Below are 22,344 nucleotides of genomic sequence, written 5' to 3' on the forward strand. Positions count from 1 at the left end.
GTTCATCAGTCTGAGTCCCTGAGTGGGCTGTATGTTTTCAGCATCACCGGAGGGCTGGAGTGGAACAGATATCCCTGACCAGTCGGATCGCACGTTCGTCGTCACCGGTGCGAACAGCGGTATCGGCTTTGAGATCACGAAAGCACTCGCACGTGCTGGGGGTGACGTGGTGATGGCGTGTCGGAGTCTCGACCGAGGGACGACCGCGAGAGACGAAATCACTCGGTCGGTACCCGACGCCTCACTCACGGTTTGCGAACTCGATCTGGCAGACAGCTCCTCAATCGAATCGTTTGCGAATTCGTTTCTCTCGGCATTCGATCGTCTCGACGTGCTCATCAACAACGCCGGCGTCATGTGGACACCATATTCGACAACGGCGGACGGATTCGAACGACAGTTTGGCGTCAACCACCTGGGCCACTTCGCGCTTTCTGGCCTGTTACTCGATCGCCTGCGCGAGAGTGACGGCGAGAGCCGGATCGTCACCCAGAGCAGCATCGCTCATGCACAGGGACGGATCGATTTCACTGGACGCGACTGGCCGGCGGCGTACAACCGACAGGCGGCATACGCACGGAGCAAACTGGCAAATTTGTTGTTCACGTACGAACTCGACCGTCGGCTTCGTGCGGTGGGATCCTCGACGATTGGGGTCGCTTCTCATCCAGGACTCACCGAATCCGGGCTCATCACCGGCGACACCGAAACGGAGACTCCCTGGCTCAGGGCTGCGATCGGCGCACCGATCGTTGGACTGTTCGCACAACCGGCCAGCGACGGCGCGTTGCCGGCTCTGTATGCGGCCACCGCTTCCTCCGTTGATGGTGGTCAGTACATCGGTCCGGACGGCTTCAAAGCACTCTGGGGCAACCCGACACACGTCGTCTCGAGCGAGCGCTCGTATGACCCCGAACTCGCGCGACAGCTCTGGACACATTCGGAAGCACAAACGGGCGTCAGTTTCGGACTCGAGACGTGATCAGTCCCGCCGGATGGGCGATTGGAACGAAAGGCTGGACCAGTGCCATTCGGCAGCCAACCAGCAAGCGAGCAAAAGCCCGCCAACGAGCCCAACGAGCAGGTCATCGAACCGCAGCCAGCCGGGGCCAAAGTTGGCGATGCCGTTGACCACTTTGTTCGGCAACAGCTGCTCGATCGTTGTTCGAACGCGAACCACTGGGCCGGCGCTCTCGGGCACAGTGGTGTCCGTTCTGCTGGTGAGCCCAGCGCTCTTTGCACTCGGTCCGCCCGTACTTTCATCGCCCGTCGAGAGCCGCTCTGCCTCGTAGCCGCCCTGGACGGCAAACTCCCAGCCAATCGAGCCGTTGGGTGTGACCTCGAGCACGCGACCACCACGGGTGTCTGTCACCAGCGTGTTGCCGTTGGGGAGCCGGTCTGCGTCTCGTGGCCACTGGAGCGTGCTATCGGTCCAGATCCACGACTGCGTCCAGCCACTGGAGTCCGTGCGCTGATACTCCACGAGTCGGTTTTGCTCCGAATCGGCGACTACCACCGCTGGTCCGCCACGCTCGGAGGATATGAAATCGGGATTGTGCTGTTCGTAGAGAACGTCGTGGTCGTCTTCACCACCGAGCGTCCAGTTCGATTGGCGGCCACTCGATGGATCGATAAACACTACCTGATCCTGATTGCGCAGACTCACCATGATCCGACCATCGTTGAGGCGTTCAACGTCGTTGAGATGAACCCAGTCGTCCGGATATTTGCCACCTTCATCAATGGGATAGGAAGCCTGTGCGCTCCACTCCCAGACGACCAGATCGGTCTCGACGTTCACCATAAAGACCGAGTCCGCATACATGTCGGCAACGAGATAGTGCGTGTCGTTGATTCGATCCGTATCGTGCCATTCACTGGCCTCATATCGGGGCTGAACGTGCGAGTACAGCACCGTCGTCTTGCCAGTGGTGCGATTGAGTCGTTCGATCCGCTGTTTGATGCAGTGGCTTCCGGTCGGTGAACAGGAGTCGTCATCGAAGCGTTCGGTCGCGGTGTAAACCAACTCCTCACTGTCGTTGTCGACCGGATCGACGTCCCAGTAGCCGTCATACGTCGTGTTGTGATAGGTCACGGTCCCGTTTTTCCCGACGATCAACAGCTCGCCGTCGTCGTGTGAACTCACGACTGTTGGGCCATCGGCGGGTGGGGCAACCGACTCGCCCGGCGCAAGCGTTTGTGCAGTTGGTTCCTGTGATTTGGTCAATCCCACGAACGAACTCGCACCCGCGTTCGTCACGATGAGAAAACCACAGACGAGAACGATCCCTGTTGTGAACACGATTCGCCACGTCCGCTGGCTAAACATGTCTTGCGTTCACCAACAGGAGACAATAGCGTTGGGATACGCCGCGTACAGTGACAGATGAGCATCGTTTTCTGGCTCCTCACCGTAGTCCAGCCATGGATCTCTCTATCGTTGATCTTTCACCCGTGCCAGCCGATGGGACGGCGAACGACGCCTACGCGAACACGATCGAGACGGCCCAGCAGGCCGAACGGCTGGGATATGAGCGGATCTGGGTGGCAGAACACCACAGCATGACTTCGCGCATTGCTGGCTGTGCGCCGGAGGTGTTGCTCGGTCGGCTTGCCGGTGCGACCGATTCGATTCGGCTTGGCTCTGGTGCGGTGTTGCTCAATCACTACAGTCCATATAAGGTCGCCGAGCTGTTCGGCGCGCTCGATGGGCTCGCACCGGGCCGGATCGACGCAGGACTGGGCCGGGCAAACGGCTCGCCGGCGGCCGATCGTGCGCTGGGGACCGAACGCCACGCCATGAATCCGGATCAGGACCACGAGGCAAAAATCGAATCGGTCGTCTCCCATCTTTACGACGAGTTTCCGGACGACCATCCGTACAGTGGGCTCCAGATCCCCCGGGCCGGCGATTCTCGGCCAGTGCCGTGGGTACTCGGCTCGAGCCCGTCGAGTGCCGAAATCGCCGGCAGGCTCGGACTCCCGTACTGTTTTGCAGCGTTCATCCGCCCACAGTTTGCAGAACCCGCGTTTGAAGCATATCGGGAGTCGTTCGAGGCTTCCTCGCTCGCGGGTGGAATCAACGAGCCGGCAGGGATGATCGCCGTCAACGCCATTTGTGGTGCAACCGACGAGGAGGCAGCCAAATACCGGGCCGTAGCGGAGGCCTCCTATAAGCGGATGCAGCGCGGTGACCTCAGTGGTGAACTCACGATCGAAACGGCGATCGACGAACTTGGGGGTATTCCTGACCCCACGCCCGAAACGCTTGATGACGGCGAGTGGCCACGGGCTATCTCCGGCAGTCCCGAGACACTCGCCGGACTGCTCGAACAACTCACAGATCGCGTCGGTGTCGAGGAAGCGATGGTCCAGCATATCACACCGACACATGAAATCGGACTGCGTTCACACGAACTGCTTGCCGAGAGCGTCGGACTGTAAGGGCGAAAACGGAGCACTAGAGTCACACGAAGCGAATGGATCGGGACACATCGTGCTGTCTCGAAATCAACACGGTGTAATGGAAACTGGTATGCATCTCATGTCAATAATGACATAAAAATGGCTGATCAGACGACAGATGTGCTTGTGATCGGCGTCGGCGGGATGGGCAGTGCCACGATCGCAGCGCTTGCCGAACGGGGTGTTGACGTAATCGGAATCGAACGCTACGACATCGCACACGCGAACGGCTCCTCTCACGGGAACACACGCATCGTTCGCCGACCGCAGTATGAGGATCTGAGCTATGTTCCACTCGTCGAAGCAGCGATCGAGCGCTGGCATGAGATCGAATCTGCAATCGATACACGGCTGTATCATGCGGTTGGAAGCCTCGATATCGGGCCACGAGACGGGAGTATATTCACCGATTCGAAGCGCTCCTGTTTAGAACACAACATTCCACACGAAGTGCTCGATGGCAGCGCACTCAACCGGCGATTTTCCGGCTACGACGTCCCGCCCGACCACCGGGCGGTGTATCAACCCGATGGCGGCTTCGTCCGTTGTGAAGCGGCGATCATCGCGAACGTTGGGCGTGCCCACGCGGCTGGAGGCACGATTCGGGCCAGAGAGCGTGTCGAATACTGGTCGGCAGCGGAGTCCGGTGTTCGCGTCGAAACTGATCGGGCTACGTATCACGCCGAAACGATGGTTGTTACCGCCGGTGCCTGGACGGGACAGTTGCTGGAGTCGCTCTCCGGGCTGCTGGAGCCAGAACGACAGGTGATGGGTTGGTTTCAGCCTGCCACACCCAGTGAGTACCAACCGAATGCGTTTCCGGTGTTCGTCTGTGACGTGCCGGAGGGACACTACTACGGCTTTCCAATCCATGAGACGCCCGGCGTGAAACTCGGTCGATTCAACCACCGCTCGGAAACGGGCGTACCATCAACACTGGATCACACGCCGGATCGAACGGACGAATCGCTCCTCCGGTCATTCACCGATTCGTATCTATCGGCCGAAATCGGCCCCACCCAGCGGCTCTCTACGTGTCTGTTCACCAACACACCCGATGAGGATTTCCTCCTCGACATCCATCCTGATCACGAATCAGTGATCGTGGGTGCTGGATTTTCAGGCCATGGATTCAAATTCGCGAGCGTCGTTGGCGATATCCTCGCTTCGCTCGCGCTCGACGGAGCAACGGAGCACCCGATCGATCCGTTTGCCATCGATCGGTTCGATTGATTCACTCTTGCACTGCTAACGACAGCACGGACGACCGCGTGTTGGTGTTGGCTCCAGCGCGCTGTCGGAGCCAGTCGCGCCCGCGATCTGTGGCACGCGGTCCGTATTCGTTTGCTCGAACGTCGAACCGCTGGTTCGTATCGACCTTACTCTGAAAAATGATCGACTCCTTCCCGCTGAAACTGAGCGATGGCACCGCCCGGAACCAGTTGTTACGAACGAATGATTGTTCTGTTGAGACGCCGCGTAATCCAACTCCTGGGACGGTCGTGGGTTCGACCACATTATGATGCACTCGAAGATGCGTCCCGGCCAGATTGCCACTGTAGTCGTCGAGATTGTCGGCCTTGCTGTGCATATCGAAAACGTGGCTGACGGCATGGGGCCCGACGACGTTGTAGCGGGCTTCGTAGCCGTTCGTTTCCGACCCGAACGCAGCAACCGAGTGGCGGTTGTAATCGAAATAGTTCCACTCGATTCGTCCCTCGCCGTTGCGGAGATTGACGCCATAGCCAAGCGTCTGCATCTGATTGTGATGGATCGCGTTATGGTGGACCCGTGTCGTGGTCGGAACGTCTGCTGCACCTCCACTGATGGCGGCGTGCGTCCAGCCCGCCAGCTCACAGTGATCGATTTCAGCCAGTTCACCCTTAAAATCGAACGCCTGGGTGTAGTAGCTTGCCGGGGTGCCCTGTGCCGTACGGGGATCAAAAAAGTCGAGCTCTGGCCCCCTGAATCGCACTCCACTCACCCGACAGTGGCCCTCGGTGTGCTCGAAAACGGTGTCGGGATATGACGAGACGGAGAGTTTTGCACCCGGATTCTGCTGTCCACGGTCACTGGCGATCGTCACATTCGGAGCGATGGCGATCGGAAACGGCCCGCTCAGCTCGAGTTCAAGCTCCCCCGGCAGCCACACCGAGGTTCCGTCCTGTCCGACTGCGTCCCGAAGCTCCGCTTCGGTGCGGACAACGACCGCATCCTGGCTGTGGCCAACCGACGCCGACGATGCAACGAACCCCATCGGCGACGGATCAGTGTATCCGGCGAGTGAGAGACACCCACCAGTTGTGCCCACCACTCCGGCCACTGTTCCGAGCAATGCCCGGCGTGAAAGCCGGAGAGGGCCGTCGATTTTCGCGTTGTCCATGGTTCTGGGAGTCTCCATGAACGGCGTCACAATAGGAATTCGGATTCGACTACCGATCCACGTCGACCAGAACGGCTCACATTGCTGAGAAAACAGCCTGTACAAATACTTCTCTTGTGAGGGGCTTAGATTTCGGTAATTCGATCGTACTGCTGGTCGACTGCGGCGGCGTCCTCCGGGAGCAGGGCTGCGACGAGGAATTCGGCGTGCTCGGCCACGTATTCGACGAGCGTGGCGATTCGATCCGAATCGATCGCTTCGAGTGAGTCCAACAACATCACCGGTACCGTCTCGTGGACCTCGTGCACGAGATAGCCCGCAAGTGCGAACACGAGTCCGGTAACCTCTCGTTCGCTCTCTGAGAGGTGGTCAACGGTGTCCTCGTAGGCGACACCGGAGTCGGTCGATCGGATCACGTGGAGATCGAACGTGCGCTCGGTGACTGACCGCCGCCCCCGGGTAACTTGGTGTTCGGTCCGTTCGATCCAGATCCGTTCGAGATTGGCGTACTCCAGGAGATCGAGAACAGTCTCCATGTGGTCGTTGAACTGATCGACAGCCTGCTGTTCGATCTGTTCGATTTTCGTCCGCAGGTCGGCCAGCTCGTCGGCGATCTCTGCTTTCTCCTCTTGAAGGCTGTCTCGCTCGTCGATCCGGGCTTCGATCGATTCGATTTCGGATTCGACCGATTCGCGCTGGGTCTGTAGGCGACCGATCTCGAACTCGATCTTGTTGGCGTCTTTATGGAGATCAAGGATATTGCTGTAGTCTTCTTCCTGGAGGTCCTCGACGTCGGCTTCGAGCGCCTCAATCTCGGCTTCGAGCACGGATCGGTCCTCCTGGAGCGCTTCGACGCGCTGTTCGCGCTCGTCGAGCTCCTGTTCGATCTGCTCGAGTCGGGATTCGAGTGACTCGCGCTCGCGTTCGTGTGTCTGCAGCGAGTTGCGCTTTTCTTGAAGCTCGTCAATGTTCGCGCGCAGGGAGTTTCGCTCCTCAAACCGATCGCTCCGCAGTTCCTGTAACCGCTCGAGTGTTTGTTCAATTTCGGCCTTCTCGACCTCACTGCCGCAGGTCCAGCAGACCACCTGCTCGGAATCAGCCATCAGCTGATCGGTGAGTGACTCGGGGTCTGCGCTCGTCTCACCACGAAGCGATCGGGCGATCTCCGGGCTCGTTCCTTCGAGCATCTCCTCGTTGAACTGGATGATCGTCTGGAGCTCGTTGACGGTCCCATCGATCGATCGCTGGCGTTCTCTGAGTCGGTCGATCTCCGCGTCGATTTCGTCGATATCGCCGCCGGGGCCGCCGGTCAGCTCTGCAAGCTCCGCTTCGATCGACTCGCGCTCTTCGTCAAGCGCGTCGAGACTCTCGCGCTGGGTGTCGAGTTCAAACCTGGCGTCGTCGAGCGATGCGCGCGCGTCGTGAAGCTCATCGAGCGCGCTTTCGAGCTCGCGTTTGTCGGCGCGTCCCTCTTCGACATCAGTGTCTGCCTCCTCAAGTTCTGCCTCCTTTTCTGTCAGTGCCGCCTGCTTTGCTTCGATCTGATCGGTGAGCTGTGCGCGTCGCTCTTCGAGCGACACCAACTCGTCTGCGAGCGAATCGAGGCTCGAAAGCTCCTCTTCAACCGATCGCTGGCGGGCTTCGAGCTGTTTGATCTCGGCCTGTATCGCGTTCGTATCGACGGGTCGCATAATAAGTTCTCGGAGATCATCACCCCGAGCAACGGCCTGTCGCGCCTCGTTCGATTCTAGCAAAAAGGCGAACAGATCGGCGAGCTCCGTCGATTCAAGATACGGATCGCCACCCCTGATGATTGTCCCGTTGCGTCGCTCTAACGTTCGACGATACGTCTCTTCGCCGAGCTGCATCTCGACGGAACCGGCGTCTGCATCACCCTTGAGCGACACCCGATCGCTTCCGAACGCTGCCATGATCGCCTGGAGCAGAGATGTCCGATTAGTTGCGTTTCTGCCAGCGAGTGCGGTTACTCCCGGTGAAAACTCAACGGTCGTGCTGTCTATCCCGCCAATGTTTTCGACGGAGAGTTGCAGCTTTTCTGTCCCGAGTTGCGATGTACCCATATACATACCTCTCGAACGTCCTTCTATTTAACTCCTCAGACTCGTCATCGTTTCTTGAAGATCATAGACGCTGGGGTTACAGCTGTAAGTTCGTAACGGCCATGCCACTCGCCCGCAGAATATAGTTATTGTTATTGACAATCGCAGTGACCGCGTTCGAGCAGATCGACGACGTTGTATCTGGTGCCACAGTCCTGGCAGGTGACGGTAACGTCTACGAGTACGTCAAACGTTCCGATGTCGAGTCGATCGGTGTTTTCGAGGGTCGCGAGGTTGTCTTCGGTCACGCGAAGCGTTCGGTGTGAGAGCCGCTGAATTGCCTGTGTGACGCTCTCGATTCGGTCGCTGTCGTCGGTTTCCGGCGAGGAGTGTCGTGCGCCCCGGTATTTTGTCAGATAGGTGTGAATCGCCTGATGGGAGACGAAATCGCGTTCGAGCGCTTCGATTGCAACGCCATCGTGTTCGAGGTCTTTTCGCGCCTGCGTCCGAACACCACTGCTCACGTCGTCTCCGGTGAGCAGCCGATAGACGTTATCCACCTCGCCATCGATCGGCTGTCGGCCAGCTCGGTCCATTGCAACTTCGAGGAGCTGTTTGTTCAGCCAGTCAGCAAGTTCGCGGAGACTATGGCGTTCTGTGCCGTCCCCCGTCCATTTGGCTTCCATTCGTTCTCCGAGTCCCTCGAGATCGTACTCGACGAGCACACGGCCAACTTTGCTGGCGGTGTGTGACCTGTCTGATCGCTGAGTATCTGAATCGGTGCGATCACCGTGGTCGTTCATAGTACACATCGAAACGCTCTCAATATGAATAAGTGTTCATTTTGTCGCGACTGTTGTCACTGAATCAGTCGCTCTCGATCAACGTACTAACGAGCCAACGTGGATGGATGCAACGTCGCCACCGACTGAACAGGTATCCGTCCGTAGCCGTGTTGATTCACGAGCTGCTATGGGATATCGACCGGAAGCGTACAAAACTAATTGTAATCTTATCCCGAACACATATGCTTTTAGCGACGTTTGGAAGTTGTAAGAAGCGTCCAGTATTTAGTTCGACATAGATTGGGATTGCCGATCCGAGCCGTGTCACAGACTGGAACCTGGTAGCGTGATCATCGTTGTTACAGAGCCCATCACCGACCTTCTCCGTTCAGAATGGTGCAGGCACTTCGGTCGCGGACACGTGGCTTTCGACAAATTCACAGGCCCACTGATGTGGTCATTCGAAACGCACGTCACCGTTTGCGTGCAGTACTGGCTCGATGCGATCGCCGTCGTATTCGAACTCGAAGCGAATCGTTGGGGGCGCTTTGGAGACGATCGTCGAGTTGAATCGATCGAGCGTTGCCCATGCGTGCTCGGCGTGGGCTTCGTGGAGCTCAAGACCGTGTGCAAAAAAGAACTGCTCGACGTGTGGGTGATAGGTGACGACGGACGATCCCGACAGATACAACCCACTGACACACCGCTGGCAGTCGAACAGCACGCGTGATGGCTTCGGATCGGCCGGCGTCCCACCTGGGAGCCGCTCAATCTGTGCAGTGACACGACCTGCACAGACCGGACAGAACCCCATCGTTACGCGCTGGATGAGCACCCGGAGCCACCTGGCGAATGCACGCCCGAGTGCTTCTCGCTCGAACTGTTCGATCGTTCCCGCCGGAAATGGGAACGTCGCACCGCCATCGCAGTCGACACAGCGGATGTGCGCCCTTCCATCGCGATAGCTCGCCTGTTTGGTTCCATCACAGAGCAGACAGCGCCAGTCGAGATCGATCGGCTCGACTGTTTGCTCTGGAGCGAACGAGTTCGCCAGAATCGCTCCACCAACTCGCTTTCCAGCCAGTGTGAGTTCATAGCCATTGGTTTTTTGAACGAATAATCCACGGAGCTGCTGGAGATGGTAGTTGAAGTTTCCACTGTCGGGACAGCTGGTTCGCTCGAACAACGTACGAAATGACAGGGGTGACGAATTCGCCTGGATCAACGCCCGGATGATTTCGAGTCGTGTACGATTTCCTAACAGCTCGAACGGATCACTCATGTGGGTGTCCGGGTGTCCAGTGTCGTCGTCGCTCACGATCGATCGTAGCTTCTAGATTTACTTGATCGTACTGTATCATTTACGTTGCAGTACTGCGGTGCTGCTGAGATTTTTAGCTGTGCCGTCAAACCTTCACAGTAATTGTTTGTATGGCTGTTCCAGAGCAATCCGCGTGGTCGGTTCTCTCCCGGTATACGAGAGCAAAGAGAGACGGATTTGTTGGTGGGATCTGTTTGCTGGTGATTGCAGTCGTCTGTCACCGGATTCCGGGTTTACTCGTCGGATTTGGTGTCGATGCACTCATTGGAAGCTCACCACCGGGAACACAGCCCATCCATAGTTTCGTGCTGGTTGGTACAGTGGGTGTCGCGGTCGTCGTCGAGGCGATCTGTCGCAGATACGGGACGATCATCTACGAATCTGTGGCCCTGGACGTGCAGTCGTCGCTCTACGTCTCACTCACGTCGCAGTTGCTGGCAGTTCCGACGCGATCGATCGACCGCCGGGATCGTGGCTCACTCCAGCAGTTGCTCACCGACGACATAGACGATGTGGGATCGTTGTTCTCCGGGGTCAGGCTCGGTGTGGAGTATTTCGGCGGCCTCTGTGTTGCGTTCGTGATTCTCTTTTGGCTCTCACCAGCGCTCACCGCCGTGTTGCTGGTCATTCCGTTCGGTCTCGTTTTTCTCAGTCGCTGGTATGCACGATTGCTTGCTCCTCGCTACGATGCCGTGAAAGAACAGCTCGGGCGGGTTCACGAGCACGTTCAGTCATCGATTACGGGACTGGCACCGATCAAAGCCAATCAGGCAACGCACAGCCGTCGTTCGTCGTTCGAAACGACAGCAGCAGCGTATACGCGCTCACAGTGGCGAACGGATCGGCTACGTGTGGCGTATAATGGGCTGTTCTGGGCGCTTGGCACCACTGGGATCTGGGTGACGTTCGCGCTCGGTGGCTACTGGATTCTCCAGCCCACGTCGGGAACGACAGTGACGCCGGGGACGCTCGTGACGTTCGTTATGTATGCAGAGTCGTTTCTCGAACCGACCAGACGGCTCGCCGTCGATGTTGTCGACGCAATCGAAGACGGACGGGCTGCCACCCGGCGGATCGGGGAGGTGCTAGCGATCGAAACCGTCGAATCCGGACGGTCAGCTTGTTCGGTTGCTGGGGAACTCACCCTCTCGTCGGTCTCGTTCGCGTACGAATCGGAGCCGGTGGTTCAGAACGTGTCAACAACGATTCCGGCCGGTGCCTTCGTTGGGATCGTTGGCGAGACAGGAGCGGGAAAATCCACGCTTGCAGCACTCATCGCAGGAATCTACACGCCGACAGCCGGCTCGATCGATGCGAAGTTTTCACCGGATACGCCCGGACAACGCTCGGTTGGATACGTGAGTCAGTCGCCGGTGTTGTTTCCGGGAACGGTCGCCGAGAACGTGGCCACGAACGATTCTCCGGATCGGGCGGCCCTCAAGCGTGCCACACGGAAGGCGGGTGTCCATTCGATGATCAGTGAACTGCCAGCAGGCTACGAGACGGTAGTCGGCGCGGATGGGATGGCGCTTTCGACCGGCCAGCGTCGCCGTCTTGCCCTCGCACGAGCGCTGTACGGCGACCCAGAGCTGCTTGTCCTTGATGAGGTGACCAGCGGCCTCGACAGCGCCAGCGCGAATACCATCACCGAACGGCTCACGGCGCTCGCCGGCGAGCACACGGTAGTCGTCGTTGCACATCGGTTGGCGACCGTTCGCAATGGCGATCGGCTACTGGTCATGCATGACGGTCGGTGTGTCGAGACTGGCACACACGCAGATTTACTATCGGCTGACGGTCGATACGCATCGCTCTGGCGCTCTGACGCCACTGACCAGCTCCCGGTGGTGGACCGATGAATCCGCTCTGGCGATTGTTTCGAACACACGGCCGGCCGGAGTTTCAGTGGGGCTGTCTGGCCGTGATCGCCGAGCTGGGAAAGACGGTCATCGGAATGGCCGATATCTATCTGATCGGACTGGCGATCGACGGCATATTCACGGATCGACCGTTCGAGCTCTGGTTGCTGCCGAACGCGTGGGTACAGACGACGCCCGTCGAAACGCTAGCGGTCGTCAGCGTGCTTCTCTGTGTCGTCTCGCTCACGACGGTCCTCGGTGGATCGGTTGCGGAGTTTTCCTGGAGCCTGTTCGCTCGCCGATTCACACACCGGGTTCGTGTCTCAGTACTGTCGGGGGTCATCGAGCAGCCACTGGACCGGATCGAAGCCCACGACACGGGCGATCTCGTGAGTCGAGTGATCGACGACGTTGCAACGCTCGAAACGGTGGCGTCAACGCTCGGTGGAGCGCTGATCTGGATCGTCGTGTCGATCTGTTCGGCGATTGCCTTTATGGCCCTGCTCGATCCGTTTCTGGCCGGAATTTTACTCGTAACCATGCCGATGCTCGGACTGCTGAACTCCTCGTACGCCAGCCGAATCGAACGGGTGACAGAGCGTCGGCGTGCCAACCGAGGAGCGCTCTCGAGCGTGATGACGAACGTACTCGATGGCCGTCGGACGATCGACGCGCTCGGAGTGTCGTCGTTCGCGACGGATCGAACGGAACGCGCAGCTGATGACTATCTGGCCGTCAGTCTCGAACGGCTTGAGCAAACGGTCACCCAGCGGGTGGTCAATCGGCTGTTCGTCGGTGCGTGGGTGTTCGTCGTCCTCACACTCAGCTTGCTCTGGCCGGGTGCTGGCAATTCGATTCTTTCGCCCGGAACGATCGTTCCGTTCGTTCTCTATCTCGAACGGCTCTCGTTGCCGGTACAGAACGCCGTTGGCGTGATCGATGGCTATCACGAATCACGAGCTGCCGCCGACCGACTCGTCGAACTTGAGACCGATTGCTCCTCGGTCACCACCACGGAGGTCACTGATCTCTCCGGGCCAATCCGTGCAGACTCGCTCGCCTACACGTATCCACAGGCCGGAGCGCCGGCAGTGACCGACGTGTCGATGACGATCGAATCCGGAGAAACCGTTGCGCTCGTCGGTCCATCGGGTGGAGGAAAATCGACAGTCGTTCGCCTTCTCACCGGGCTGTACGAATGTGACGACGGTACGATTTCGGTGGGCAAACGGACGGATGTTACCGCTCCAATGCGTCGCGCTCTGGTCAGCTCCGTTGAGCAAGAACCGGTCTTGTTTGCGGGAACGATCGGGGAGAATCTCACGCTCGGCGTTGACAAGCCAGTGGCTGATGAGCAGATGCAGACCATCACACGAGTAGCAGGTGTTCATGAGACGATTCAGTCGTTTGAGGCTGGCTACGACACGTACGTTGGAGCGTCTGGAACCACGCTCTCTGGTGGCCAGCGCCAGCGCATTGCGATAGCTCGTGCGATCATTACTGACCCATCAGTTCTCGTGTTCGATGAGCCACTCAGCCACGTGGATCCCCAAACGCGTGCCATCATCACCGAACGGCTTCGGGAGTACTGTGCCGATAGGACGACGATTCTGGTGTCACACCAGTCGGACGTTCTGGAGTGGGTTGATCGGTGTTTCGTGATCGCCGATGGGACCATCGTTCGATCTGGCACGCACGCAGAACTGCTTGAGAAGAGCTCACACTACGGTTCGATTGTTTCAGATGGAGACACTGGATGTGAGTGAGTGTCAATTCTCCCGAACGTATACAACACTCGGCTCACAACTGACGGATGAATCTGACTGAACGATGACCCGTCACTAGTTTCCGTTCGCCGTCTGCTCGTCCCCACGCGAGGCCGTCGTATCACGCCTTGAGAACCATCGTCACCAAATTCACATATGTCAGACACCACACGATCGGCCGTCAATTCGTCGTACAAATTTGATCTCAGTCACATTTTTGCCGAGCCCGACGACTGGGATCGTTCGTATCGCTCGCTCGCCGACACGATCGATTCGATCACGGCGTTCGAAGAGCCGATCGAGTCAATCGACGCTCTCGAATCGCTCATCGAGCTGGTGCTCGAATCATTCGCAACGGGTGGCCGTCTTGAGCTGTACGCCGCCCTTCGCCAGAAGATCACCGACGATCCTGCTGCCACGGAACGATTGGAGCGCTACCGATCGATCGAGGGCGATCTCGAATTCGCGCTTTCCCACGTCGATCAGCTTCTTCAGGCGAGTTGTCCTGAACTGTTCGATCGATTCGCCGAACATCGGCCGGCGCTTGCATCGTACGTCCAGAACCTTCGGGCACAGGCCAGCCACCGTCGGTCGAGAGCGGAGGAAGAGCTGCTCTCGTCGGTCGATAGTGCATGCACCGCACCGAATCGCATCATTCGATCGATCAAAAACGACGCGTTCGAATCCCCCACGATTACTGATCCCGACGGCGAGACCCACCGGCTTGATTACTCTGGATATTTCACCGCGATGAATTCGACCGATCGAATCTTCCGTCGCCGCTGTTACGAAACGTACTTTGGGGCGCTAGAACCCCACAGTGGACCGCTGTATCAGGCGTACGCGGAGAAAATCCGCACTCTCAGCTCGCTCGCAGCCGTTCGTCACTACGATTCGTTGTGCGAAGCACAGCTCAGAAAGCGTTGCTTTCCCGAAAACGGCACCCGTCAGCTGCTCGATCCGGCGGTTCACGCCACACTCGTTGAATCGATCCAGGAGCACCTGGAACCGTATCACCGATGGCAGGCGCTTCGAGCCGAGCGACTGGGAGTGGATACGCTCCGACCCTGGGATCTTCGCGCACCGCTGATTGCCACAGAACCACCGACGATTCCGTACGAGACGGCAATCGAGCACGTGATCGCCTCGCTTGCGCCACTGGGGAAGTCCTATCAAGAGCAGGCCCGGCGCTTTTTTGAGGACGATCGGGCGGATGTGAAACCACACGCTGGTCGGAACAATGCTATCGGCTACTGTCATTCCTCGATCGCCGATGGACCGTTCGTGCTCTGCAACTACGCCGATACGTTCCGGTCGATGGTCACGATTGCCCACGAACTCGGCCACGCACTCGCAATCGAACAGATCCGCGATCGACCGCTCCAGGAGACGGCCGCCCCCAGGGCCGTTGAGGAGATTCCAAGCGTCACCCACGAACTGCTGTTATATCGCTACTGCATCGATCAGGGTGGGTTGCTCGGCGAGTACGGCGCGGTCCACCGTGCGGATTCGATCGGCGGGCTGCTCTTCGATCAGGCCCGGTACGCTGCGTTCGTTCGGACGCTCGTTGACCGCGTGGAATCCGACAGACAGCTCACGCGAGCGTTCGCCGACGACCGCTATCTCGAACTCCATACCGCGTTCTCACCGACCGTCGAGTTCGTCGAAGAGAGCCGACTGGAGTGGCTCAATCGGAACATTCAGCGCGATCCATTCCACCACTACCAGTACGTTCTGGGAGCCGTTGGCGGACTCGTCGTTGCTGATCGCGTGCGCTCTGGGAGCTGGAGCAACAATGAGTATCGCCAACTGCTCATCGATATGGGGCGACACTCGGCAACGGAACTGTTCGAGTCGATTGGACTTGACATCACCACGCCTGCCCCCTATCAGACGGCTGTGGATGCCTTCGAACCGTTCGTAGCGAAACTGGCCTGATTCGGTAGTTCAGCCCCCATCGGCTGGCGTGAGCGATTTCTCAAACCAGCACTCCGTGTGCTCGAACCCACGCTCCTCGTAGAATCGATGGGCCTCGCTCCGTTCTGTTGCAGATGCGAGGACGATGGTCGCACAGCCTTCCGTGCGCGCCCACTCCTCACATTCGTCGATCAACGCCGTCCCAATCCCCATTCCGCGACGATCTTCGCGAACCACCAGATCGAAGAGCCATACGAATCGATCGAACCATGGTGAAAACATGGTGTACCAGCCGGCGAATCCAACCGGCTCGCCATCGCTGGCACCGAACGCACGATAGCCCGACGCCGTCATTCGCTCCATCGCCTCGAGATACTCGGTCTTCGAATCGATTGGCCAGAACGGTCCCACTACCGAATAGTACGGACGGTAGTCCGACTCCGTGGTGAGTTGCTCGATTGCTGTCACAGGTACTCGATCAATGGAAGCGCACCGATGTAGTTTTACTGACTCTTTCCGAGAGGATGCGCTGCTATCGCCGCAGTGCGCGAACGTGTGAGGGATCTCGGAGCCACTCGAATTCATTCTGATACTTGCCGCGTTCTGCGTGTTCACTGACGACGAGATCAGCAATTCCAACGGTTCCAGCTGGACGACAGACGCGTGTCATCTCTCGAACGACGGCTACTGGGATTTCGATGTGATGGAGCGCGAGACGGCCAATCGCTTCTGGATCAGACGCAACCGGGCTGGCAGCATAGGTCGCAGCCTGTTTCGTGAACTCCGCACGAACCATGCGTTTGTTGGCAGGTGTGTCAGTCATACGGGGTCTTTCTCGTTCCAATTTTCCATCTACTTCTCCTATTATCAATCTGTATACCATTATATTACACATTCTCTGACAAAATCGCCATCCTTTGTGCCATAACCGACGATTTATTTGAGATGCGTGCGTTGTTCGGCCGAATACACACATGAGTGCTGGATCCGGTCTGCTGTTGCTGGTTGTGACGATTCTCGGGCTTGGCGTGTTCGCACAGCTGCTTGCAGACCGATTGCAGATCCCGAGCGTGTTGTTTCTCATTCTCGCCGGGATCGCTGTTGGTCCAGAAGGCCTCGGTGTTGTCGACGTTTCGGCCTTTGGCGGCCACGAAACCCTCTCAGCAATCGTTGGCCTCAGCGTTGCGATCATCGTCTTCGAGGGTGCGTTTCATCTGAAACTCACGAAACTCCGTCAGTCACCGACGGAGGCGCTTCGACTCGTGACGGTGGGCGCGGCGATCACGCTGTTTGGGACAGTACTCGTCGTTCGCTTTGCGCTAGGAACGACCTGGGGGCTTGCGTTTCTCATCGGTGCGTTGTTGATTGCTACCGGCCCGACCGTCATCACACCGATTCTTGACGTGGTTCCGGTTCGCGATCAGGTTGGGGCGGCCCTCGAAACCGAAGGAATCGTCAACGACGTGACCGCCGCAATCCTCGCAGTTGCGGTGTTTGAGGTCGTCGTCATCGGAGAAACGGGCGTTGGGGCACTGCTAGAATCGTTTGTTATTCGACTCGGCGTTGGCATTCTCGTGGGAATTATTGCGGCCATCTTCGTCGCCTATGGACTCAAACACGTGGATATTGCTGCGACGAATGCGGTTCGCAACGCACGGCTTATCGTGTTGATCACGGCGATAGCCACCTACGGCGTCGCCGATGGGATCATCTCCGAGGCCGGTATCGCCGCGGTCGCAACGGCGGGCGTCTTGCTGGGAAACGCCGATCTCCCCTACGAATCCGAAATCGAGGCGTTCAAAGGTGATATCACGCTCATCGTTCTTTCATTCGTCTTCATCTCGCTTGCGACACTGCTCTCGATCGATTCATTGCTTGCACTGGGTGTTGGCGGACTGCTCGTCGTGGTGTTCGTGACCGTGATCATCCGTCCGCTCGCAGTCATTCTGAGCACGCACGGCCACCGGTTTTCCACCCGCGAACAGCTGTTTATGAGCGCAGTTGGCCCGCGGGGCATCATTCCAGCGAGCGTGGCAACCTTATTCGCGCTCGAACTCCAGTCTGAAAACCAGACGGCAGCAGCCGTGCTCGTCGGTACCGTCTTTCTCGTCATTCTCACCACGGTCGTCTTTCAGGGGGGATTCGCTCGCCACATCGCCCAGCTGCTCTCGGTGTTGCCAAAGCGCATCGTCATCGTTGGTGGTGGTCGGGTGGGCCAGAGTCTCGCCGAACGCCTCGAACAGCGCCAGGAGAACGTCATCATGGTCGAAGCGGATCAGGAGACGGTCGAAGCGGCTCGAAACGCCGGCTTCACGGTCTATCACGGCGATGGAACGGACACGAACGTTCTCCAGTCCGTTGGTGGGGACACCGCCCGCGTCGTCGCTGCGGCTACCGGTGATGACGACACGAATCTCCTTGTGAGCCAACTGGCCGACTCGAAGTTCAACACCGAACGAGTGATCGCTCGCGTGAACCGACCAGGAAACGCCCCGGCGTTCGAAGAACTCGGCGTCGAGTCGATCCCAGTCGATGCGGCGATTGCCCAGTCTATCGACAATGAAATCGAACGGCCGGCGCTATCGGCGTGGATGACCGAACTCGGCCGGACGGGTGACGTTCAGGAGATTGAGGTGACCGCAGAGCAGTTCGTCGGGCGAACGATTGCCGAAATCGACGAGTATCTCCCGGAAGGCGTTCTCATCGCGCTCGTCAGCCGGGCAGATGGCTCGCTCGTCCCCGAACACGACGTAACGATTCAGGCAGGCGATCATCTCACGTTCGTCGGTCGGCGAGAGGCGGTCGACGAGGCGATCGAACTGTGTCATTACTCCTGATCGATCCCCTACTCGTCGAGTGGATCCTCGAGCTCGCCCATCACGGCTTCGAGTGCGTCGGTTGCGGTGAGCAGCCCAGCAACGTCTCCATTGTCTAGCACCAGTGCGAGCTCCTGGCCCTCCGTCTGGAACTGATCGAAGGCGTCGCTGATGGTGGTGTCAGCTGCGAGCGTCATCGGAGGGGCGGCAATGTCGGCGAACGTCACGGTTCCATCTTTGAGCCGTTCGAACTGGTCGATGATCGATGGCGCATACACGATGCCGTGAAAGTCGGTTAGTGATTCGCCCACCAGCGGAAACCGCGTGTGTGGCGTGTCTCTGACGCGTTCTAGGTTCTCGCGGTCGGAGTCGGTCGTCGAGAGCGAAACGATCTCGGCGGCCGGGACGATGATCTCACTGACGGGGATCTCATCGATGTCGAGTGCGTTCAGGACCTCCTCTCTGCGTTCGCTCGGGAGCTCTCCTTCCGTGAGCAGTGAATCCATCTCCGCTCGGAGCTGGGATCGTGATTCGAGCACATCAGTTTCCATTTCGAGCCACGCGCCGGTCATCTCGATCCCGAACAACCCCAGCGTTGCCTTGGCAATTCCATCACCGAGCGTGATCACTGGCGAAATGATCCAGTTAAACCAGTAGAGCACTCCAGCACCGTATCGACAGACCTGTCTGGATCGTTCCACCCCGAGATACGTCGGCGTCTGCTCGCCGTGTGTCAGATGCAACAGATTGATGATCACGAATCCAAGCAACGATCCCACACCGATCGACGCCAGCCCAGTGTTCGCGAAGTACGGCTCGAACAGTGCTGCGAGGGCGGGCTCTGCGACGATTCCAACCGCAATGGAGGATGCAGTAATCCCAACCTGACAGGTGGTAAGATAAATTTCTAGATTATTAGTCATCTCCCACGCTTTCTTGAGCGCGGGAACATCACCGACGAACTCGGCTTCGCTGAACTGGCGTGCTCGTGTGAGCGCAAACTCGATTGCCACGAAATAGGCGTTTGCCCCAATGAGAGCGACACCAGCGAAAAGGCGAATCCCAATTTCGATCGGTGTCATCGGCCATACTACCGCGCCTGATCCCTTGAACAGTGTGGTCACTGCGCGGGTGTGCCACCAGAAATATACAATACTAATTATTTGACAATGGGGTAAAAATCCGTCACTGAGTTCGGGGGCGAGCAATTAGTCCGATGGTCCAGGGATTTTGACTCGCGTGGCGTTCAGAAGAGTGTGGTCCTGAACAGTTGGGTGATGAACCCCGGACGGCGTTCGGTCTGTGGATAGACGGTGACGGTAGTGCAACCGGGATTGGGGAATGCTGGCCGGTTGTCGAACAGCACGCTCCGGAGTCGCTGGTCGGCCCCTTCCCGTACGAGCAGGTCTGGAATCGCGGTCTGCCCGCCATCGGTTTTGATGGCTCCAGACACGAGTGGGACGGTCAGTTGCTCAGCTAGCTCCGACTCGTATTCGGCGATTGCATCTCCGTATTCTTCTGTGTTGGTCTGCTGTTTTGCACACAACAACGAGATGCTCCCGTCGTTGGCGTCTGCGATCGATTCTGCGACTTGGACGGCAAGCGATGCGTACGGCACGTCGTCACCGGAGAGCGCAATCTGGTGGGGGTGTGCATCGTTCTGGGGATCCACGAGGAGCACATCACACGGTGCATACCGGACGATCCAGTCGATAGGATCCCCAAACAGCCGAGAACGGAGCCGTAACGGCTCGTGTCCGGCCAGAATCGCATCGACATCGTTGTTCCGGGCGTGGGTGACAATTGCGTGTTTCGTGTCGTGGCTGACAACCTCGTCGGCTTCGATTTGTACGTCTATCTCCGAATCAAGGGCTTCGACCCTCGCCTCGAACGCTCGATCACCAGCGGACTGTGCGGTCACATCCGCAGTGAGTGGTGCCTGATCGGGGATTTCCTGGAACCTGATGACGGAAACCAGACCGTCGTGTGGTCGAACGACATCGGCCGCTAGCTCGATTAGCGTCCGTTCGTAGGCCTCGCTTCTGTGTTTCGTGACCGGAACGAGCACCTGGTGTGTGTCGTCGGATCCTTCCTTATCAAGCGTCTCGATCGCCTCTTTTCCAACCTGGCGTCGAATTGCGTCGGCCGCAACGCCGTCTCGACTGACGCGTGGGCGCACGTACAGATAGTACCAGAGGATGCTCCCGAGCGCGATGAGGAGTGCACCGATCAGGGCCATGTCTCCCATCTGCGTGAGCAACACCACCCCAGAGATCACGCCAAAGACCTGCATCCACGGATACAGTGGCGAACGGAACGACGGATCGTACTCCTCGCTTCCGTTTCGGAACGCGATCGGAGCCATGTTGATCAGAACGAACACCACGATCTGAAACGCACTGGCAAGTTTTGCGATCTCAAGAATGGGTACGAATGCGATAAGCAAGAGCATTACAGCCCCTGTGAGTGTGATCGCTGTCACTGGCGTTCCGAATCGATCGCTCACGGATGAGAACATCTCAGGGGCTAGCTTATCTCGACTCATCGCAAACGGATAGCGCGACGATGAGAGAATGCTCGCGTTCGCCGTTGAGACCAGCGCCAGGATCGCCGCCATAATGACGGCGATCACGCCTGCCTGACCCAGAGTCTGCTCGGCGGCGACCGCAACCGGAGTCAGTGAGCCAGCTACCGAACCGGGATCAGTGACACCGACCAGAACGGCCACGATACCGACGTACAACAGCGTCGTGAACGCAAGCGAGCCGAGAATGCCGAGGGGAATGTTCCGATCGGGCTGTTCGACCTCCTCGGCGATGCTCGCGACTTTCGTGACGCCAGCGTAGGAAACGAACACGAGTCCGGTCGCTGCGAGCAGTCCGCCCACACCCGATGCGAAGAAGTTGCCGTAGTTCGCCGACTGAACACCCGGTGCGCTCCCGGCCGCAAACCAGCCGAGCGCGGCGAGCATGATGACGACGATGATCAACTGCAGGCGTCCGGTCTGTTTCGCCCCGATCAGGTTCACCACGATCAGGACGGCGGCTAGCCCGAGTGCGACCGGTTGCAACGGGAGATCGAACAGGAGCAACAGATACGGGACCCCACCGACAAGCGCAAGTGCGCCCTTGAACGACAGGGAAAACCAGGTACCGATGCCGGCGATCGTTCCGAGCAGCGGCCCCATTCCTCGTTCGATGTAGATGTACGTGCCACCGGCTTCGGGCATTGCGGTGGCCATCTCTGATTTCGAGAGTGCTGCCGGAACAACCAGTAGCCCAGCAACGAAATACGCGAGGATCACGGCGGGTCCCGCGATCTTCAGCGCCATTGCTGGCAGGATGAAGATGCCACTCCCAATCATCGCACCGATGCTGATAGCGAGCACTGACGGCAGGCCAAGGTCTCGTTCTAACTCTTTCATAGGATTGTAACGATTCGGTCGGAACAGGCGGTTGTCACACAGATCGGTTCGTGACCGGCGTCGGCAATGGCAGTGGTTCGATCTGGGTTGTTTGCCAGAACGACGACCCTCGATGAAAAGTGAGCGCGCACGAGCTGTGCAATCAGCAGGTTACGCCGGTCGCTTCTCGTCGCAACGATTGCTGTTGTGTCTTTTGACAGCCCAGCTTCGTCCAACACGGCTGGATCCGTGGGATCGCCCTGAATCCCAGGAATCTCGGCCGTGTCGTACGACGGATCAACGATCAAAACGGCGTACCCTGACGCGTCGAGTCGCTTCGCGATCGTTTCACCCATTTGGCCGCCGCCCAGAACGAAGTACTCGCCTTCTGAGCCGGGCGGTCCGCTCGGCCTGGATGGACGGGACGAGCGTGTGTCTGGTGGAAGGTTGTCGTGATTCATGACTCTCTGGTACGTCGTTATACTCTGGTCTTGGTAACGGAAGCATATAAGAAAGAGGATTTAATCGACGATCCGTCAAAATAATGGTCTTCAATTATGGTTACCGTC

The 22,344-nt window shown here is 58.4% G+C and carries 17 protein-coding genes; 7 read left to right on the forward strand and 10 right to left on the reverse strand.

All coding sequences use genetic code 11. The features are described from left to right. Positions 1 to 31: 31 nt before the first annotated feature. A complete protein-coding gene (locus JXQ78_RS11060; protein ID WP_330630821.1) occupies positions 32 to 982 on the forward strand; it encodes an oxidoreductase in 951 nt (316 codons plus the stop codon). On the opposite strand, the gene JXQ78_RS11065 is transcribed toward JXQ78_RS11060, so the two are convergent. Further along, positions 983 to 2,329: an arylsulfotransferase family protein gene (locus tag JXQ78_RS11065; RefSeq protein WP_330630822.1), complete on the reverse strand. Its 1,347-nt coding sequence runs from the start codon at positions 2,327 to 2,329 to the stop codon at positions 983 to 985. Between the two features lie 95 nt (positions 2,330 to 2,424). Between JXQ78_RS11065 and JXQ78_RS11070 the strand changes: the two genes are divergently transcribed. Together JXQ78_RS11070 and solA are read left to right on the forward strand one after the other, a co-directional pair. Beyond that, on the forward strand, positions 2,425 to 3,444 hold the full coding sequence (locus JXQ78_RS11070) for an LLM class flavin-dependent oxidoreductase (RefSeq protein WP_330630823.1): 1,020 nt from the start codon (positions 2,425 to 2,427) through the stop codon (positions 3,442 to 3,444). A 114-nt stretch (positions 3,445 to 3,558) separates the two neighbouring features. Continuing rightward, positions 3,559 to 4,698 carry an N-methyl-L-tryptophan oxidase gene (gene solA / locus JXQ78_RS11075; RefSeq protein ID WP_407934048.1) on the forward strand — a complete coding sequence of 380 codons (1,140 nt, stop codon included), beginning with the start codon at positions 3,559 to 3,561 and terminating at the stop codon, positions 4,696 to 4,698. A gap of 1 nt (position 4,699) precedes the next feature. On the opposite strand, the gene JXQ78_RS11080 is transcribed toward solA, so the two are convergent. The 4 genes from JXQ78_RS11080 to JXQ78_RS11095 form a co-directional block, all read right to left on the reverse strand. Then, entirely contained in the window at positions 4,700 to 5,848 is a 1,149-nt protein-coding gene (locus JXQ78_RS11080) for a hypothetical protein (RefSeq protein WP_330630825.1), read from the reverse strand. 125 nt (positions 5,849 to 5,973) lie between these two features. Next, entirely contained in the window at positions 5,974 to 7,929 is a 1,956-nt protein-coding gene (locus JXQ78_RS11085; protein ID WP_330630826.1) for an archaea-specific SMC-related protein, read from the reverse strand. Positions 7,930 to 8,060: 131 nt separating this feature from the next. Then, a complete protein-coding gene (rdfA, locus tag JXQ78_RS11090; protein WP_330630827.1) occupies positions 8,061 to 8,711 on the reverse strand; it encodes a rod-determining factor RdfA in 651 nt (216 codons plus the stop codon). A gap of 439 nt (positions 8,712 to 9,150) precedes the next feature. Further along, positions 9,151 to 10,011 (reverse strand): DUF7351 domain-containing protein, encoded by an 861-nt coding sequence (locus tag JXQ78_RS11095; RefSeq protein ID WP_330630828.1) that lies wholly within the window; start codon positions 10,009 to 10,011, stop codon positions 9,151 to 9,153. Between the two features lie 113 nt (positions 10,012 to 10,124). Here JXQ78_RS11095 and JXQ78_RS11100 point away from each other — a divergent pair, with 113 nt between their 5' ends. The 3 genes from JXQ78_RS11100 (at position 10,125) to JXQ78_RS11110 (ending at position 15,577) form a co-directional block, all read left to right on the forward strand. Then, the gene (locus tag JXQ78_RS11100) at positions 10,125 to 11,873 is read left to right on the forward strand and encodes an ABC transporter ATP-binding protein (protein ID WP_330630829.1); all 1,749 of its coding nucleotides are present in this window, start codon (positions 10,125 to 10,127) and stop codon (positions 11,871 to 11,873) included. Continuing rightward, a complete protein-coding gene (locus JXQ78_RS11105) occupies positions 11,870 to 13,639 on the forward strand; it encodes an ABC transporter ATP-binding protein (RefSeq protein WP_330630830.1) in 1,770 nt (589 codons plus the stop codon). The genes JXQ78_RS11100 and JXQ78_RS11105 overlap by 4 nt, the downstream gene beginning before the upstream one ends. Before the next feature lie 156 nt (positions 13,640 to 13,795). Continuing rightward, a complete protein-coding gene (locus JXQ78_RS11110; RefSeq protein WP_330630831.1) occupies positions 13,796 to 15,577 on the forward strand; it encodes a M3 family oligoendopeptidase in 1,782 nt (593 codons plus the stop codon). 9 nt (positions 15,578 to 15,586) lie between these two features. Here JXQ78_RS11110 and JXQ78_RS11115 read toward each other — a convergent pair whose 3' ends face one another. Next, on the reverse strand, positions 15,587 to 16,024 hold the full coding sequence (locus JXQ78_RS11115) for a GNAT family N-acetyltransferase (RefSeq protein WP_330630832.1): 438 nt from the start codon (positions 16,022 to 16,024) through the stop codon (positions 15,587 to 15,589). Positions 16,025 to 16,088: 64 nt separating this feature from the next. After that, the gene (locus JXQ78_RS11120; RefSeq protein ID WP_330630833.1) at positions 16,089 to 16,379 is read right to left on the reverse strand and encodes a class I SAM-dependent methyltransferase; all 291 of its coding nucleotides are present in this window, start codon (positions 16,377 to 16,379) and stop codon (positions 16,089 to 16,091) included. Between the two features lie 151 nt (positions 16,380 to 16,530). Between JXQ78_RS11120 and JXQ78_RS11125 the strand changes: the two genes are divergently transcribed. Next, entirely contained in the window at positions 16,531 to 18,393 is a 1,863-nt protein-coding gene (locus JXQ78_RS11125; protein ID WP_330630834.1) for a cation:proton antiporter domain-containing protein, read from the forward strand. Between the two features lie 8 nt (positions 18,394 to 18,401). Here JXQ78_RS11125 and JXQ78_RS11130 read toward each other — a convergent pair whose 3' ends face one another. The 3 genes from JXQ78_RS11130 to JXQ78_RS11140 form a co-directional block, all read right to left on the reverse strand. Beyond that, on the reverse strand, positions 18,402 to 19,454 hold the full coding sequence (locus tag JXQ78_RS11130) for a hemolysin family protein (protein ID WP_330630835.1): 1,053 nt from the start codon (positions 19,452 to 19,454) through the stop codon (positions 18,402 to 18,404). Positions 19,455 to 19,618: 164 nt separating this feature from the next. After that, on the reverse strand, positions 19,619 to 21,796 hold the full coding sequence (locus tag JXQ78_RS11135; RefSeq protein ID WP_330630836.1) for an amino acid permease: 2,178 nt from the start codon (positions 21,794 to 21,796) through the stop codon (positions 19,619 to 19,621). Continuing rightward, positions 21,793 to 22,236 carry an NAD(P)-binding protein gene (locus tag JXQ78_RS11140; protein ID WP_330630837.1) on the reverse strand — a complete coding sequence of 148 codons (444 nt, stop codon included), beginning with the start codon at positions 22,234 to 22,236 and terminating at the stop codon, positions 21,793 to 21,795. The genes JXQ78_RS11135 and JXQ78_RS11140 overlap by 4 nt, the downstream gene beginning before the upstream one ends. Positions 22,237 to 22,344: the final 108 nt, after the last annotated feature.

It is taken from the genome of Halocatena halophila (assembly GCA_027563145.1).
Taxonomy (GTDB): Archaea; Halobacteriota; Halobacteria; order Halobacteriales; family Haloarculaceae; genus Halocatena; species Halocatena halophila.